A 14,463-nucleotide genomic window follows, 5' to 3' on the forward strand; every position below is an offset into this window, starting at 1 on the left:
TTGACTTTCAGCTCGTAGTCGTTAAAAAAACTTTGACGAACGAGCGTGCAAAGATACACTTTTATTTGACTTTGTTTTTAAGAATTATTTTTGAAGTTACGCTTATCGCTAAAATAAATTCAGTTTTAATTGAATTTTATTGTTTGATAAGCGAAGTTAGTTTTTTAAGAGCTAAAAATCAATAGATTATGTAATTGAGATGTCTAGTATTTATTAACACGTGTTATATCTATTTAAATAATCGATTAATTGTTTTACCGCCTTTCCACGATGACCAATCTTGTTTTTTTCTTCTAAGGAAATTTGAGCAAAAGTCTCAGTGTAACCTTCGGCTTTAAAAATAGGGTCGTATCCAAAGCCTTTTTCACCTTGTTTCTCTTTTGTGATTTCGCCTTCACAAATGCCTGTAAAGGTTTTTAATTCGCCATTAAGATGTAATGCTATTACAGTTTTGAATTGGGCTTTACGGCTAGATTTTTCTTTTAAGTAGCCTAAAAGCTTATCCATATTGTCATTGGCATCGCGTTGTGGGCCTGCGTAACGTGCGGAGTAGACACCCGGTTCGCCATTAAGTGCTTCAACCTCGAGACCTGTGTCGTCAGCAAAACAGTCGTAACCATAATGTTTAACCAAATATTCCGCTTTTTGGATAGCGTTTCCCTCAATGGTTGGTTGTGTTTCGGGAATGTCTTCATTACAGCCGATATCTGCTAAACTCAATAGTTTTATATGGTTTGGTACTAAAGCTTGAACTTCTTTTAGTTTATTAAGATTGTTGGTGGCGAATACGAGTTTCATGTAATAAGTTTTGCTATGTGAAATTAAACAAAAGCCAAAAAAAAGCCTCGAAACATCGAGGCTTAATTTTCAATAGTCATCACAATTTATAATCCTGAATGATGTTTTTTAGCCTTATTTTTAAATCTTCGCCGGCATCAAATATCATTTGTTCGTTTGTAGGAAACGGAATTGCTCTATTTCGCACCAAATCTCTATCATCAACTGTTAAAGCACGTCTATCGCCTCTAAATCTTGCATAAAAATTCTCAAATACAAATCCGCTATCTAGATTAAACTGCTCTAAAACCTGCTTGTTTTGTAAGTCGGTAAAAGTTACATCTGCTAGGATTTCGGCTTGTTTAAACTGTTCATACTCAAACAGCCTTGCTCTTACAGTTATTATTTTATCTTCTTTAATATCGTTACCCAAACTGTCTTTCATTACATTTCCGTTTCCGTCTAATTTGTATTGCCAACCATCTTTTACTTCACGCTGTCGCGGTACTTCGCGTTCTCTAACTTGTTCTGGAGAAATATTAATGCGAGCTAAGCGTAATCGCATGGCGTAATCGTAGTCTAAACTATCGCCTTTGTAAGCATGGTATACGGTCCAGAATTGATTAAGTCCATAAGTATCGAAATCTAATAATGCTTCTTCTAATCGTCTAGGAATGACTTGGTTTGTCTGATTCTCGATACTTACTGCAACATGTGCAGTCCCAAGCTCATGAGCCTCTTGCATAAGCGCTCGTGTTTTTTCGTAATTTGGATTTATATCTTCAATATAAGCCAAAGTGTTGTATGCTTCTCTTATTTGAAACTTATCATCACTTTCTAGTAAGTCAAGGCCTTTTTCGTAGAAAAAATCAGATACATTATCTCGTGCTGCTAACGTTTGCTTTGTATAGTCTTTTGTTTTAAAAAATACGTCTCGCCCATTAACTTGTAATGGTAGTAGTGGCTTAACAGCATTTTGGCGTCTATCTAAGGCGATATACGTTTCGTAAATACGTTTATAATATTCTGGATTGTTACTTGCCTTTAACTTAGAAACTGTACTTATATCTCGTTCATTGGCTTTATCGTAAGCATCTTTTAGTAAAAGAATATAGTCTTGGTTTCGTTTAGCATCTTTATTTGCGCTTAGTTTTTTTATACTCTTTGCAATGGCTTCGTTGTAATTGCCGGATGTTAAGGCGCGCTCAACCTTTTTCTTAGAGCCGCAAGACACAAGAAATAGAACGAATATGAATAGTAGGGTAGTTTTTTTCATAATCAGAAGTTTATAGGTTTATGTAGTAGATTTCAATAGCTGTGCCAAACATAAAAAAAGTCCAGATTGAAACTGGACTTTTTCAAAATATTTAATTGTTCTAGTTATTTTTTCTTAGGATTAAAAACCGGTAATAGTTGCGTTTTTAGTTGACCAAAACCAATACGCACATCCTCATTTTCACAATAGCCGCGCATTACAACGGTATCGTAATCGTTAATAAATTTTCGCTCTGTACCGTCTTTCATTTTTAGAGGCTTAGTACCTTTCCAAGCGAGTTCTAGCATAGAACCATACGAATCTTCTGTTGGGCCTGAAATGGTGCCACTTCCCATCATATCTCCAGAATTTACAGGACATCCATTTACAGTATGGTGTGCTAGTTGCTGCGCCATATTCCAATACATGTATTTAAAATTAGATTTACATACTGTAGTTTCTTTAGAACCTTTTGGGATAATGCCAACTTCTAAATTAATGTCGTAGCTATGCTTACCGCTGATTTGTAAATAATCTAGTGGTTTTGGGTCTTGCTTTGGACTTTCCACCCTAAACGGCTCCAGAGCATCTAAAGTAACTATCCAAGGCGACATAGATGACGCAAAGTTTTTACCCAAAAATGGACCTAATGGTACATATTCCCATTTTTGGATGTCTCTTGCCGACCAATCGTTGAACAGAACTAAGCCAAAAATGTATTCCTCGGCTTCGTGGATTGGAATAGGTTCACCTAATTCGTTAGCGTCTGTGGTTACAAATGCCATTTCTAACTCAAAATCTACCAGCTTTGATGGTCCAAATACTGGCTTTTTTGCGCCTTCTGGCATCGTTTGCCCTTGCGGTCTGTGAATTGGTCTATGTGTTGTAATTATAGAAGAGCTTCTTCCGTGATAACCTACAGGCATGTGCAACCAATTTGGTAATAAAGCGTTGTCTGGGTCACGAAACATAGTACCTACATTTGTTGCATGTTCTTTACTTGCGTAGAAATCCGTGTAATCGCCAATGTAAATAGGTAATTTCATTTCTATTTCATCAAGACGAAATAAGATGGTTTCTTTGTGAGCTGTATTGTTTTTTAGAATAGGATTCTCTGCATCAAAAATTTCTGCAATTCGGTTACGAACCAAACGCCAAGTCTTACGGCCATCGGCTATAAAATCATTAAGCGTATCCTGCAAAAAGATGTCATCGGTTAGCGGAATACCATCAAAATAACCCAGTTGATGTAAAGCCCCGAGGTCTATAGCAGTATCTCCGATACGTGTACCAATGGTTATAATATCATCCTTGGTCAAAAAGACACCGAAAGGAATGTTCTGGATAGGAAAATCGGAGTTTTTGTTTACGTATAACCAAGAACTTCGGTTTGGATTATTTGCGGATAATGGCATGTGAGTAATGTTGATTAAGTGTTCATTATTTCTATTCAAATCTACCTAAATTTTAATATTTAAACTAATACAATTCGTATTTTTGAAATTCATTTAACATCAACTTAAAATATATGCAACGCGACGAACAAATTTTTGAATTAATTGAAGCCGAGAGAGAGCGTCAAACCGAGGGTATAGAGCTTATAGCGTCAGAAAATTTTACAAGTCCTCAAGTTATGGAAGCTTGTGGCTCAGTTTTAACAAATAAATATGCCGAGGGTTATCCAGGCAAACGCTATTATGGTGGTTGCGAAGTTGTAGACGAAGTTGAAACTATTGCCATAGAACGCGCAAAAACGTTATTTGGGGCTGCTTACGCCAATGTACAGCCTCATTCTGGAAGTCAGGCAAATACAGCGGTTTATCATGCCTGTCTAAAGCCAGGAGATACGATTTTAGGATTTGATTTGTCTCATGGTGGCCATTTAACACACGGTTCGCCAGTAAATTTTTCCGGTAAATTATATCGTCCTACCTTTTATGGCGTAAAGAAAGATACTGGCTATATTGATTATGAGATGTTATCTGATGTTGCCGAAAAAGAGAAGCCACAATTAATTATCGCAGGTGCGTCTGCCTATTCTAGAGATATAGATTTTGCAAAGTTTAGAGAAGTGGCTGATAATGTTGGTGCTTTGCTTTTAGCAGACATATCACATCCATCGGGTTTAATTGCAAAGGGTATTTTAAATGACCCGATGCCGCATTGCCACGTTGTAACGACAACAACTCATAAAACGTTGCGTGGACCTCGTGGTGGGTTAATAATGATGGGCGAGAATTTTGATAATCCATTTGGACTAAAACTTAAAAACGGAAACCCTAAAAAAATGTCTGGTTTGTTAGACTCTGGTATTTTTCCAGGTAATCAAGGCGGCCCTTTAATGCATACCATTGCAGCTAAGGCAATAGCCTTTGGTGAATGTTTAACAGATGAGTTTTTACATTACATGTTGCAAGTAAAACGTAATGCCGATGCTATGGCACAAGCATTTGTTGCCAAAGATTATCATCTGATTTCTGGAGGTACAGACAACCACATGATGTTAATTGATTTGCGCAATAAGAATATTACAGGAAAAGCTGCTGAACAAGCTTTGGTAAGGGCAGATATCACAGTAAACAAAAACATGGTCCCTTATGACACGGAATCTCCTTTTGTAACATCGGGAATTAGAGTTGGTACACCTGCGATTACAACGCGTGGTCTAAAGGAAAGTGATATGGCTTACGTAGTAGACTTGATAGACGAAGTTATTATGAATCACGAAAATGAAACAGTTTTAGAAGCTGTTGCAGAAAAGGTTAATGCTTTAATGTCTGATAGACCTTTGTTTAATGCTTAATAAGTAGATTGTTATATATCTAAAAAGCCTCTCCAATTGGAAAGGCTTTTTTTATGACTGGATGCTGAATCAGTCCCGAAGTTTCGGGACAGCATAACAAGACGAGATTAATTTAGGATTAGTCATCAAAAACCACGCTTTCGTAGGCACCTGCATCGGGTGCAGCTGCTCTTGAAGTATTTAGTAAATCTAAAGGAACTTGAGTAGAAAACAATGTACTTCCAATGCCGTTGGCTCCTGAGTCTTCTCCTATATTCATAAGATTTTCGAAAGGCGCTTTAAAATCTGGGTCTACATTAAAGATATTACTATCATAATAAGTGTCATCAGAAAAAATGTAATTGGTCGTTCCCTCTAAATTGTCGTTGTCAAAACGTAAGAGACAGTTTGTAAATTTAAAATTGAAATTATCGCCTTGCTGGTCTAAAATAAATTCTGGATTGTCATTTCCGTAAACGATGCAATTATTAAAATTAGCTTCAATTAATGGATTTGTTGTAATTGAAGACTCGTCTACTTGTGCAAAATCGTTAAGTAAAAGCGCTGGGAATTGCCTAAAGCTATTATTCCAATAATTAGCAATTGTACAATGCGTGAAATTGTATTTTCCGCCAACGGTTCCTGCAAAAGAGGATTGCCCGGAATTGTTAATCACTACATTTTCTGCTGAAATGGATGTAGCTCTTCCTAAAATTCCAAAAGAACTTGTATTGTAAATTTGGGAATTTGTTATCGTTAGTTTATCGGTAGGTGCATTATCATTACCTTCAGCTAAAATACCAATAGTCGCATTTTTAATTGTAGCGTGGTTAATGGTGTTATTCACACTGCCATTAAAAAGGTAAATAGTGCCCCATTGACCTGGGACATCTTCGAAAATTGGCTCTAAGCGGTCACCTTCAAGAATAACTTCGTTTTCTAAGAGTTCTTGGTCCGAACTTACTGAACCATTAATATTTAAGGTGGCATTATTAGTCACTAAAATTCCTGAATCTGCATGAAAGTGCACCCGAGTTCCAGCTTCCATAGTCAATGTTTTACCTTCATCAACTGCTGCATATCCATAAATGACATAAGGTTTTTCGTTGGTAAATGTGAGTTCATCATCGGTTAGAAAACGTCCAGGCAAGGTAGTCTCATCTATATTACCATCACCGTCGACATCGAAATTGAGATTTTCGAAGGTCGTACTATTACCTTGAAAATCGGGATAGATAAATACGGCATCTCTTACTAAGGTAACTAAATCTACATCTTGCTGATTACTTCCGCCATCGAAGAGAATTCTATCAGTATATAAAAACTCATTATTTATAGCAGGAAGTGCCGCAATATCTATGGTTGTTTCAATAAAAATAAAAAGACTATCGTTAGCCAAAAGTTCTACATTTTCGAAAAATTTTCCTTCTTCGGGAGTGCCTACGTTGCCTGTTCCGCCATCTACATTAAGTCTGTAAAATGATGCGATACCGCGCTCTAGTTGAATAGTCGGAATAACAATATCCTCGTCGCTACGATTATAAACTTTTAGATTATAAGTGCTTGAGCCAATATTATTAAAAACGGTATCTAAATACACTGTGTCTCTTGCAAACTCTAGATTTCCTGTGCTAGGCGTAAACTCGAAATCGTTACGGCAAGAGCTCCAAAGAATTAAAATTCCAAAACAGATAAAGACGTTTAGCAGTCGCTTCATAAATCCAAAAGTTAGTTTAGGCTAAAAATATAACTTTTCGAATAAGATTTTAGTATAAGTGCTTAAAAGAATTGCTAATTCTTAACTTCGTCTTCGGCCATTTTAACGATTAGCAAAAATTCTTCGCTATAGAGCGTAAAATCATTTAAGAGCTGAAGTCTTTGATTGTAGTTTAATTTCGATTCTGGAATGGATTTTTCTTCTAAAAACTCAAAAAATAAGGAATGGTATTTTTCAGGAATCTTTAAATCTTCGGTTAGCATTTTTTTTGTGAAGAAATTATTTTCTTCAAAAAGTAACTTGTACTGATTGTATTTTAAGGTGTTTGGTACGTCTCTTTTTTTCTTTTTAAATAACTTTCCGATGAGTTTTGCAACTTGTATAAAGTCCAGTCCATATTTAGGCGCTGCGTTGTACTTCTGTGGTTCTTTCTTTTTATCTAATGCAATGACGTCCTTTAAATTGGCATTAAACGCTTTTTCGCCAAATAGTTTCTCTTTAGGCTTATCTTTTATGTTTACGGCCTCTAATTCGTTTACTATTTTTTGTAATTCAAAAACATAGGTACTTTTAAAATAATCAGGCTTTACGATGGTAAAAATGGGCTTATAAAATATAGACTGAAATGATAACGTATCATTAATCTTAGCCTTTAAAGTAAACTCGCCTTGGTCGTTAGTTGTAGTTAAAATTTTCTGAGTAATATTAAGAACTTTTACACCTTTTACTCTAGATTCTGCATCGTAAACAATACCGTTAACGTTTTGACTAAGGCTGTAAATCGATGTAATTAAAAGAAAAAAGAAGCTAATCTGTTTTAACATGAGTGCATGGTTAGTTAAAATGCAAGAACGCTTAATATTACGAAGTGATACTACTATTTTAAAAAACTTTAACCTAAGATAATGTTAATTGAATAATCCGGAAATCTCCTTAATAATACGGGTTGGACGATGGGATTTAGCATCTATAAGGCACCATTTGGTTTCTGAACGAATAATTAGTTTCTCATTAGTGAACATTTCTACCTTTCTAGTTGAAGTAACGCCCTCGGACGATATTACATATGTTTTAATCATAATTTTATCGTCAAGAAAGGCTTGCCCTTTGTAATCAATCGTATGTTTAACTAATACCCAATAGTAGTTTTCAAGAATTTCTTTCGAAGCGTTTTGTAGCCAATGGGATTCTGCTATATTTTGTACCCATTGTACATAGCGGACGTTGTTTACATGATTTAGTTGGTCTAAATCTTCCTTGGATACTGTTATTTCTTTTGTAAATATTTGCAAATTATTTCTTAGTAATTCTTACCTCAAATAATTTGTCCCAACGTTTGCCAGTGATAAAAAACGTGTCTGTTTCAGAGTTGTAGGCAATACCGTTAAGTACATTATCGTTAGAGGAATAATTAGATATTTGGGTTGTGATAGGTGTAAAGTCTATAACGCCTTCTACGGCTCCGTTTTCTGGATTAATAATGGCAACACCTGTATTTTCGTAAATGTTAGCATAGATTTTTCCGTTTGCCCATTCTAATTCGTTTAGGCGGCCAATTTTGCCTTTCTCTGTATAAATTTCAATTTTATCATCTTCGGTAAAGGTCGTTGTATTTAATTTCCAAATTTTTGCCGTGCCGTCAGATTTGTATAAATCCTTACCATCGTTACACAAACCCCAGCCTTCTTTACTTAAGTCGTATCTAAAGATACCAAGCTTTTCAAACGTATTTACATCGTAAATAATACCCGTATCGGCTTGCCATGTTAATTGGTAAATTTTATCGTTTAAAACAGTGAGACCTTCGGCAAAATAGCCGCTTTTTAAATCGACGTTTTTAAGAATTTCTCCAGTCTCATAATTTACTTTTCTAAGTTTAGATTGGCCGTATTGCCCTGTACTTTCGTACAATTCGCCTTTATAAAATTCTAAACCTTGCGTGTAAGATGTAGGGTCGTGCGGATAGGTATTTACAATTTCGTAGGTGTATAAATCAGGACGTTTATTGTTTAATACTATTAAATTACTCTTGGCAATGACAGTGTCGTTCCCAGAAATAACTTCGGCAATTAAATCTTGTTTACCTAGTTTCACATTCTTTAAACTTAAAGTTTCAGAAACTATTTCTCCATTTAATTTATAAACTACAGAATTTATGTTTACACCTTCTGGATTGTTAAGAGAGAGCTTTACGGTGCTTCCTAATTTTATCGTATTATTTTTTGCTGAAGTTTTTACAGAAAAGAACGGCTTTTCACTAGCGCAATTCACTAAAAAAAGGTTTAATAGGATGACAATGAAATATTTAAATTTATACATAAATGTTCTGTTATTTTTGGCAAGATATTTATAAAAAATAGGATTAAAAAATATTGTGAAAGTATTAAAAGGTTGTATCTTTGCCGCTGGGCAAGTCCTACACAACCAGCTCCTGTTGAATCCTCCAGGTCGGGAACGAAGCAAAGGTAAATGGTCGTAGCGGTGTGATGTAGGTAGCTTGCCTTTTTTTGTACCCTAAAGTCAAGGTTTTATAGTAGAGATTATTTCTATTTTTAGAAACTTTGTACTTTTAACTTATAAGCTTTTAAAATATGTCTAAAGTTGTTTTAATTACTGGTGGTTCTTCTGGAATAGGAAAATCTATAGGGAATTATTTAGTAGTAAAAGGATACCAAGTTTATGGAACAAGTCGTAATCCAGATAGATATCCAGATAGCCAATTTCCTTTGGTGGCTTTAGATGTTACTAAACCAGAAACTATAACTAGTTGTATAACCAACATATTAAAAACAACAGAAACAATTGATGTTTTGATAAATAATGCAGGAGCTGGTATAACTGGGCCGATGGAAGAAATTCCTGATGAAGAACTAAAACGAAATTTTGAAACTAATCTCTTTGGACCTATTAGTGTTATTAAATCTGTTTTGCCTAACATGCGCAAGCAACAAAGTGGGTTAATAATTAATATTACCTCTATTGCAGGATATATGGGCCTGCCATACCGTGGCGCTTATAGTGCAAGTAAAGGTGCTTTAGAATTGGTAACCGAGGCTTTTAGGATGGAAACAAAATCATTTGGCATACACATGTGTAATGTTGCACCTGGAGATTTTGCAACTAATATAGCTGCTGGCCGCTATCATGCTCCAGTTTTAGACAATTCTCCGTATAAAGAAAAATATGGAGATACCCTAAAAACTATGGATGCGCATGTCGATTCCGGGGGAAATCCAGATGAGGTAGCAAAGGTTATCTATAAAATTATAAACACCACACATCCAAAAATTCATTATAAGGTTGGTGCATTTATGCAAAAATTTTCTATTGTTTTAAAGCGAATCCTCCCAGATAAGGTTTATGAGCGCCTGCTGATGAATCATTATAACCTATAGTGATTTGGTATATTTTTTGTGAATGATGTTTTAAACATCAGTCATGAAATCAAAAACTACCTTTCTGTTATTATTTTCTTTTTTTACCTTAATGTCTTGTCACGAGGAGCTAGAGTGTCTTTTTGGGCTTGAGCCCGAGATTAACGAAACAAGTATTGCTAGCGCCACACTAAACGAACCATACTACCAACGTATTACTGCAGAGGTAGATAACGCCGTTAACGACAATTCTTTTGATTATTTTTTTGAAGTTATTGGTGACTTTCCACAAGGCATTGATGTCGTTTTTCTTTCAAGAAGTTTAGAGATTTTAGGAGTGCCAGAAGAAGCTGGTGTATTTGAATTTACAGTATTTCTCTCAGTAGAACGTTTTGAAGATGGTGTGTACGACTCAAGTCCAACTTGTAGTGACTACGCTAGAACAGATTTTACTTTGGTTGTTAATGAATAAATTTTTGAGATGTGGTTTTTTTGCTGTTGACTAAAAGTTAATTTCTTTTTAACGCTTAGTCATCAAAGATTAGTATTTATTGTAACTTCGCTGACAATTAAAAACACAACAATTCAAATTAAAATTACATGAAATTTTTTATTGATACAGCCAATCTAGACCAGATAAAAGAAGCTCAAGATATGGGAATTCTTGATGGTGTTACAACCAATCCATCTTTAATGGCAAAGGAAGGTATTACAGGACACGATAACATTATGAAGCATTATGTAGATATCTGTAATATCGTGGATGGTGATGTCTCTGCTGAAGTGATTTCCACGGATTTTGAAGGTATGGTGAGAGAAGGCGAAGCACTGGCAGAATTACATGACCAGATTGTCGTAAAATTACCAATGATAAAAGATGGTGTTAAGGCATGTAAGTATTTTTCGGACAGAGGTATTAAAACAAACGTAACTCTTGTTTTTTCTCCTGGTCAGGCGTTGTTAGCGGCTAAAGCAGGCGCTACGTATGTATCGCCGTTTATTGGTCGTTTAGATGATATTTCTACTGATGGATTAAACCTAATTGCAGAGATTAGACACATTTATGACAATTATGCATTCGATACCGAAATACTTGCAGCCTCTGTTAGACATACCATGCATGTTATAGATTGTGCAAAACTAGGCGCAGATGTAATGACAGGACCACTAAGCTCTATTACTGGCTTACTAAAACACCCATTAACCGATATTGGTTTAGAAAAGTTTTTGGCCGACTACAAAAAGGGAAATTAAAAGAGAATACTGTTTAAAGTGTATAAGGAACTTTTACTTAAGTACAAGTTCCTTTTTTTGTATCATATCCTTAAGGAGTGTCTCGAAATCTTCACTAAAGATATTTACATTAGGGTTTACAATATTAGCCTTATTATCGACGATAATTACCTTGTAGAGGTAGTTTACTGCCAGCGTTTTTAAAGCTTCTTTTGGATTCTTAAAACGATACTCGTTTCCTAAATTAAAATTGTACTTATTAATGGTTTCTTTCCAAAACTTGTCTGGATTATCGTTTATATTTATAGACATAAAACCCATTTTAGGAAATTCTGTTTGTAATTCTTTTACACGGTAGTGGCTATTTTTGTAGTGCTCTTTTTTATTTGTAGACCAGAAATAAATAAGCGTAGGTTTATCTACAATCTCAGCTATTGTGTATTCCTTATCTTCGACATCAATAACTATCAAATCTGGTAACCCTTTACCAGGTTGTAAATTGTTAAGAGAAGCAATTAACCCATTAAGGTATTTTATGTCCTCTTCACTTGTGGTTTTAGCAAGATAAGAAGCCATTATTTCGTTTACCTCGTCTTGGTTTTTACTATGATTAATAAACTCTCTTGTTTTGTACTTTAGGAGATTATTTTTAATGATTTCGTCAGTAACCAAACTATCTACTAGGTTTAGTTTTGTTTTGTTATAAGACAACTGATGTCTATTAAACTTACTATGAAATGTGTTGTTTTGGTAGTAATCCGTAACAGCAAGATTATCAAAATGAAAAAACAAATAACGGTTGTAAGCAAAAATATCACTTAAATGACTCGCGTTATAATCAATGTTCTTTCGAAAGTCGTAGAATCCTTCTGGCAAATCTTTAAGATGCACCATTTTATTTTCACCAAAGTAGGCAAACGGATAAATTTCTTTGTCCGCGTAGTTGTGATAGTCGATATTGGCTTTTATAACAGAGCTAGCAAAATTAGATATTGAATTTTTTTCCTTAAACGCTTCAAATTCATTTAGTTCCTTTTCATGTCGGTCATCGATGTAGGTCTCAAAATCTTCAGGTGCTTTGTTCTGACTATATTTAACGAGATTTCTAGACTTGTCTTCGTTATTCAAAAATGTTTTAATTAAATAATTATTCTTTTTTGCGCCATTGCCTGTAAATACCAGAGATTTATCAAATTCATAAGTGTTTAAGCGAATCATAACACTATCATTAGGCTCAAGAATAACAAATTGTATTTCGCCACCATGCCAAAACGTGTAAACACCTGGCTCTAAATTTTCAATCTTGTGACTAAAACGGTTATTGCTATCTAGTTTTAGCGTATCACTAAGTTTAATTCTTCTGTTATAAAGAATGACATCTTCACCTTTAGGATTAATGATTTCGCCACCAAAAAAAGTACTGCTGCCCTTTGCTTTTGACGCATCACTGCAACCTACCATGCTAAATAGCGTGACAGATAGAAGGGCAAATCGTAAAAATCTAAAATGTAGTTTTTCTGTTATCATTAGAGACAAAAATATGTGTTGCTAAGGTTTTGCGTTGTTAATGCTGCGTTAAATGTTACTATCATTGGTTTATATTTCATCTAATCACTTAAATTTTCTACTTTTGCCGCCAATTAAAACACCTATATATGTTATCAGTTTCTAACCTTTCTGTACAATTTGGAAAGCGTATTTTGTTCGACGAGGTCAATACCACATTTAACAATGGTAATTGTTATGGCATTATTGGCGCAAACGGTGCTGGAAAATCTACATTTTTAAAGATTTTAGCCGGAAAAATGGACCCAACATCTGGACATGTACATTTAGAGCCAGGCAAGCGCATGTCTGTATTAGAGCAAAATCACAACAAACACGATGAGGATACAGTACTAGAAACAGTTTTAAAAGGGAACAAACCTTTGTATAAGTTGAAATCTGAAATCGATGCCCTTTATGCGGATTATACAGATGAAAATGCTGAGAAAATAGGCGAACTTCAAGTGCAATTTGAAGAAATGAATGGCTGGAATGCCGATAGCGATGCCGCCGCAATGCTTTCTAACTTGGGGATTAAAGAGGATTTACACTATACCCAAATGGCTGATTTAGATGGTAAACAAAAAGTTCGTGTGCTTTTAGCACAAGCCCTTTTTGGAAATCCTGATGTATTAATAATGGATGAGCCTACCAACGATTTGGATTACGAAACCATTTCTTGGTTAGAAAATTTCCTTGCAAATTACGATAACTGTGTAATCGTTGTATCTCACGATCGTCACTTTTTAGATGCCGTTTGTACACATATTTCTGACATAGATTTCGGAAAAATCAATCACTTCTCTGGTAACTATACGTTTTGGTACGAGTCATCTCAATTGGCAGCAAGACAGCGTGCGCAGCAGAATAAAAAAGCCGAAGAAAAGAAGAAAGAATTAGAAGAGTTTATCCGCCGCTTCTCGGCTAACGTTGCCAAATCTAAACAGGCAACGAGTCGTAAGAAGATGATTGATAAGCTAAATATTGCAGACATTAAACCATCTAGTCGTAGATATCCTGCTATTATTTTTGAGCGTGACCGTGAAGCCGGTGACCAAATTTTAAATGTTGAAGGCTTATCAGCAAGTTTAGATGGCGAAGTTTTATTTAAAAATGTAAACATCAACTTAGCTAAGGGAGACAAAGTGGTTGTTTATTCTAAGGACTCTAGAGCCACTACCGCGTTTTACCAAATTTTAAATGGAAAAGAAAAGGCAGACTCAGGTAAGTTTAATTGGGGCGTTACAACAACACAATCTTACCTTCCGCTGGACAATAGCGAATATTTTAAGGAAAAGCTAACTTTAGTAGATTGGTTACGTCAATGGGCACAAACCGAAGAAGAGCGTGAGGAAGTAAACATAAGAGGTTTCCTTGGGAAAATGATTTTTAGTGGAGAAGAAGCACTTAAAACAGCTGATGTTTTATCCGGAGGCGAAAAAGTTCGTTGTATGTTAAGTCGCATGATGATGATGCGTGCTAATGTATTGATGTTAGACGAGCCTACCAACCATTTAGACTTAGAAAGTATTACAGCATTTAATAACTCATTAACTAATTTTAAAGGCACTGTGCTTTTAACCACACACGACCACGAGTTTGCACAAACTGTAGGTAATCGTATTATAGAGTTAACCCCAAATGGCGTTATAGACCGTTATATGACGTTTGATGAGTATATGAGTGACAAAAAGATTAAGGAGCAACGCGAAAAGATGTATGCTGTTGAGGCATAAACCAATTTGCAAGAAAAGTAAAAGGAACATCAATTTTGATGTTC

13 protein-coding genes and 1 other RNA gene are annotated in these 14,463 nt (G+C 35.2%); 6 read left to right on the forward strand and 8 right to left on the reverse strand.

The window, feature by feature from the left end:
* Nucleotides 1–213: 213 nt before the first annotated feature.
* The 3 genes from DFQ05_RS02330 to fahA form a co-directional block, all read right to left on the reverse strand.
* Nucleotides 214–798, reverse strand: a complete 585-nt coding sequence (locus tag DFQ05_RS02330) for a non-canonical purine NTP diphosphatase (protein ID WP_132703184.1) — start codon at nt 796–798, stop codon at nt 214–216.
* Between the two features lie 79 nt (nt 799–877).
* The gene (locus DFQ05_RS02335; RefSeq protein WP_241974193.1) at nt 878–2,053 is read right to left on the reverse strand and encodes a hypothetical protein; all 1,176 of its coding nucleotides are present in this window, start codon (nt 2,051–2,053) and stop codon (nt 878–880) included.
* A gap of 104 nt (nt 2,054–2,157) precedes the next feature.
* Nucleotides 2,158–3,447, reverse strand: a complete 1,290-nt coding sequence (fahA, locus tag DFQ05_RS02340) for a fumarylacetoacetase (RefSeq protein WP_132703186.1) — start codon at nt 3,445–3,447, stop codon at nt 2,158–2,160.
* 113 nt (nt 3,448–3,560) lie between these two features.
* On the opposite strand from fahA, the gene DFQ05_RS02345 reads away from it, so the two are divergent.
* Nucleotides 3,561–4,835: a serine hydroxymethyltransferase gene (locus tag DFQ05_RS02345; RefSeq protein WP_132703188.1), complete on the forward strand. Its 1,275-nt coding sequence runs from the start codon at nt 3,561–3,563 to the stop codon at nt 4,833–4,835.
* A gap of 118 nt (nt 4,836–4,953) precedes the next feature.
* Here DFQ05_RS02345 and DFQ05_RS02350 read toward each other — a convergent pair whose 3' ends face one another.
* From DFQ05_RS02350 to DFQ05_RS02365, 4 genes are all read right to left on the reverse strand, one after another.
* Nucleotides 4,954–6,531, reverse strand: coding sequence for a hypothetical protein (locus DFQ05_RS02350; RefSeq protein ID WP_132703190.1), 1,578 nt, complete (start codon nt 6,529–6,531; stop codon nt 4,954–4,956).
* Nucleotides 6,532–6,605: 74 nt separating this feature from the next.
* On the reverse strand, nt 6,606–7,355 hold the full coding sequence (locus tag DFQ05_RS02355) for a hypothetical protein (RefSeq protein ID WP_132703192.1): 750 nt from the start codon (nt 7,353–7,355) through the stop codon (nt 6,606–6,608).
* Nucleotides 7,356–7,439: 84 nt separating this feature from the next.
* Nucleotides 7,440–7,823 (reverse strand): acyl-CoA thioesterase, encoded by a 384-nt coding sequence (locus tag DFQ05_RS02360; RefSeq protein ID WP_132703194.1) that lies wholly within the window; start codon nt 7,821–7,823, stop codon nt 7,440–7,442.
* 1 nt (nt 7,824) lies between these two features.
* The gene (locus DFQ05_RS02365) at nt 7,825–8,802 is read right to left on the reverse strand and encodes a glutaminyl-peptide cyclotransferase (protein WP_338419694.1); all 978 of its coding nucleotides are present in this window, start codon (nt 8,800–8,802) and stop codon (nt 7,825–7,827) included.
* 136 nt (nt 8,803–8,938) lie between these two features.
* Between DFQ05_RS02365 and ffs the strand changes: the two genes are divergently transcribed.
* From ffs to fsa, 4 genes are all read left to right on the forward strand, one after another.
* Nucleotides 8,939–9,037: signal recognition particle sRNA small type (gene ffs / locus DFQ05_RS02370), an RNA gene on the forward strand.
* A gap of 85 nt (nt 9,038–9,122) precedes the next feature.
* Complete coding sequence (locus DFQ05_RS02375; protein ID WP_132703198.1) at nt 9,123–9,926, forward strand: SDR family oxidoreductase; 804 nt, start codon at nt 9,123–9,125, stop codon at nt 9,924–9,926.
* A 43-nt stretch (nt 9,927–9,969) separates the two neighbouring features.
* A complete protein-coding gene (locus tag DFQ05_RS02380; protein WP_132703200.1) occupies nt 9,970–10,377 on the forward strand; it encodes a hypothetical protein in 408 nt (135 codons plus the stop codon).
* A gap of 128 nt (nt 10,378–10,505) precedes the next feature.
* Complete coding sequence (fsa, locus tag DFQ05_RS02385) at nt 10,506–11,159, forward strand: fructose-6-phosphate aldolase (protein WP_132703202.1); 654 nt, start codon at nt 10,506–10,508, stop codon at nt 11,157–11,159.
* 33 nt (nt 11,160–11,192) lie between these two features.
* Here the strand turns inward: fsa and DFQ05_RS02390 are convergent, their stop codons facing one another.
* Nucleotides 11,193–12,665 (reverse strand): TlpA family protein disulfide reductase, encoded by a 1,473-nt coding sequence (locus DFQ05_RS02390; RefSeq protein ID WP_132703204.1) that lies wholly within the window; start codon nt 12,663–12,665, stop codon nt 11,193–11,195.
* 128 nt (nt 12,666–12,793) lie between these two features.
* Between DFQ05_RS02390 and DFQ05_RS02395 the strand changes: the two genes are divergently transcribed.
* Nucleotides 12,794–14,419, forward strand: a complete 1,626-nt coding sequence (locus tag DFQ05_RS02395) for an ABC-F family ATP-binding cassette domain-containing protein (RefSeq protein WP_132703206.1) — start codon at nt 12,794–12,796, stop codon at nt 14,417–14,419.
* Nucleotides 14,420–14,463: the final 44 nt, after the last annotated feature.

Origin of the sequence: Winogradskyella wandonensis (genome assembly GCF_004346845.1) — a bacterium.
Classification (GTDB): domain Bacteria; phylum Bacteroidota; class Bacteroidia; order Flavobacteriales; family Flavobacteriaceae; genus Winogradskyella; species Winogradskyella wandonensis.

Coding starts and splice junctions, on each gene's coding strand:
- DFQ05_RS02330 (WP_132703184.1), bottom strand. CDS start 798: ATGAAACTCGTATTCGCCACCAACAATCTTAATAAACTAAAAGAAGTT.
- DFQ05_RS02335 (WP_241974193.1), bottom strand. CDS start 2,053: ATGAAAAAAACTACCCTACTATTCATATTCGTTCTATTTCTTGTGTCT.
- fahA (WP_132703186.1), bottom strand. CDS start 3,447: ATGCCATTATCCGCAAATAATCCAAACCGAAGTTCTTGGTTATACGTA.
- DFQ05_RS02345 (WP_132703188.1), top strand. CDS start 3,561: ATGCAACGCGACGAACAAATTTTTGAATTAATTGAAGCCGAGAGAGAG.
- DFQ05_RS02350 (WP_132703190.1), bottom strand. CDS start 6,531: ATGAAGCGACTGCTAAACGTCTTTATCTGTTTTGGAATTTTAATTCTT.
- DFQ05_RS02355 (WP_132703192.1), bottom strand. CDS start 7,355: ATGTTAAAACAGATTAGCTTCTTTTTTCTTTTAATTACATCGATTTAC.
- DFQ05_RS02375 (WP_132703198.1), top strand. CDS start 9,123: ATGTCTAAAGTTGTTTTAATTACTGGTGGTTCTTCTGGAATAGGAAAA.
- DFQ05_RS02380 (WP_132703200.1), top strand. CDS start 9,970: ATGAAATCAAAAACTACCTTTCTGTTATTATTTTCTTTTTTTACCTTA.
- fsa (WP_132703202.1), top strand. CDS start 10,506: ATGAAATTTTTTATTGATACAGCCAATCTAGACCAGATAAAAGAAGCT.
- DFQ05_RS02390 (WP_132703204.1), bottom strand. CDS start 12,665: ATGATAACAGAAAAACTACATTTTAGATTTTTACGATTTGCCCTTCTA.
- DFQ05_RS02395 (WP_132703206.1), top strand. CDS start 12,794: ATGTTATCAGTTTCTAACCTTTCTGTACAATTTGGAAAGCGTATTTTG.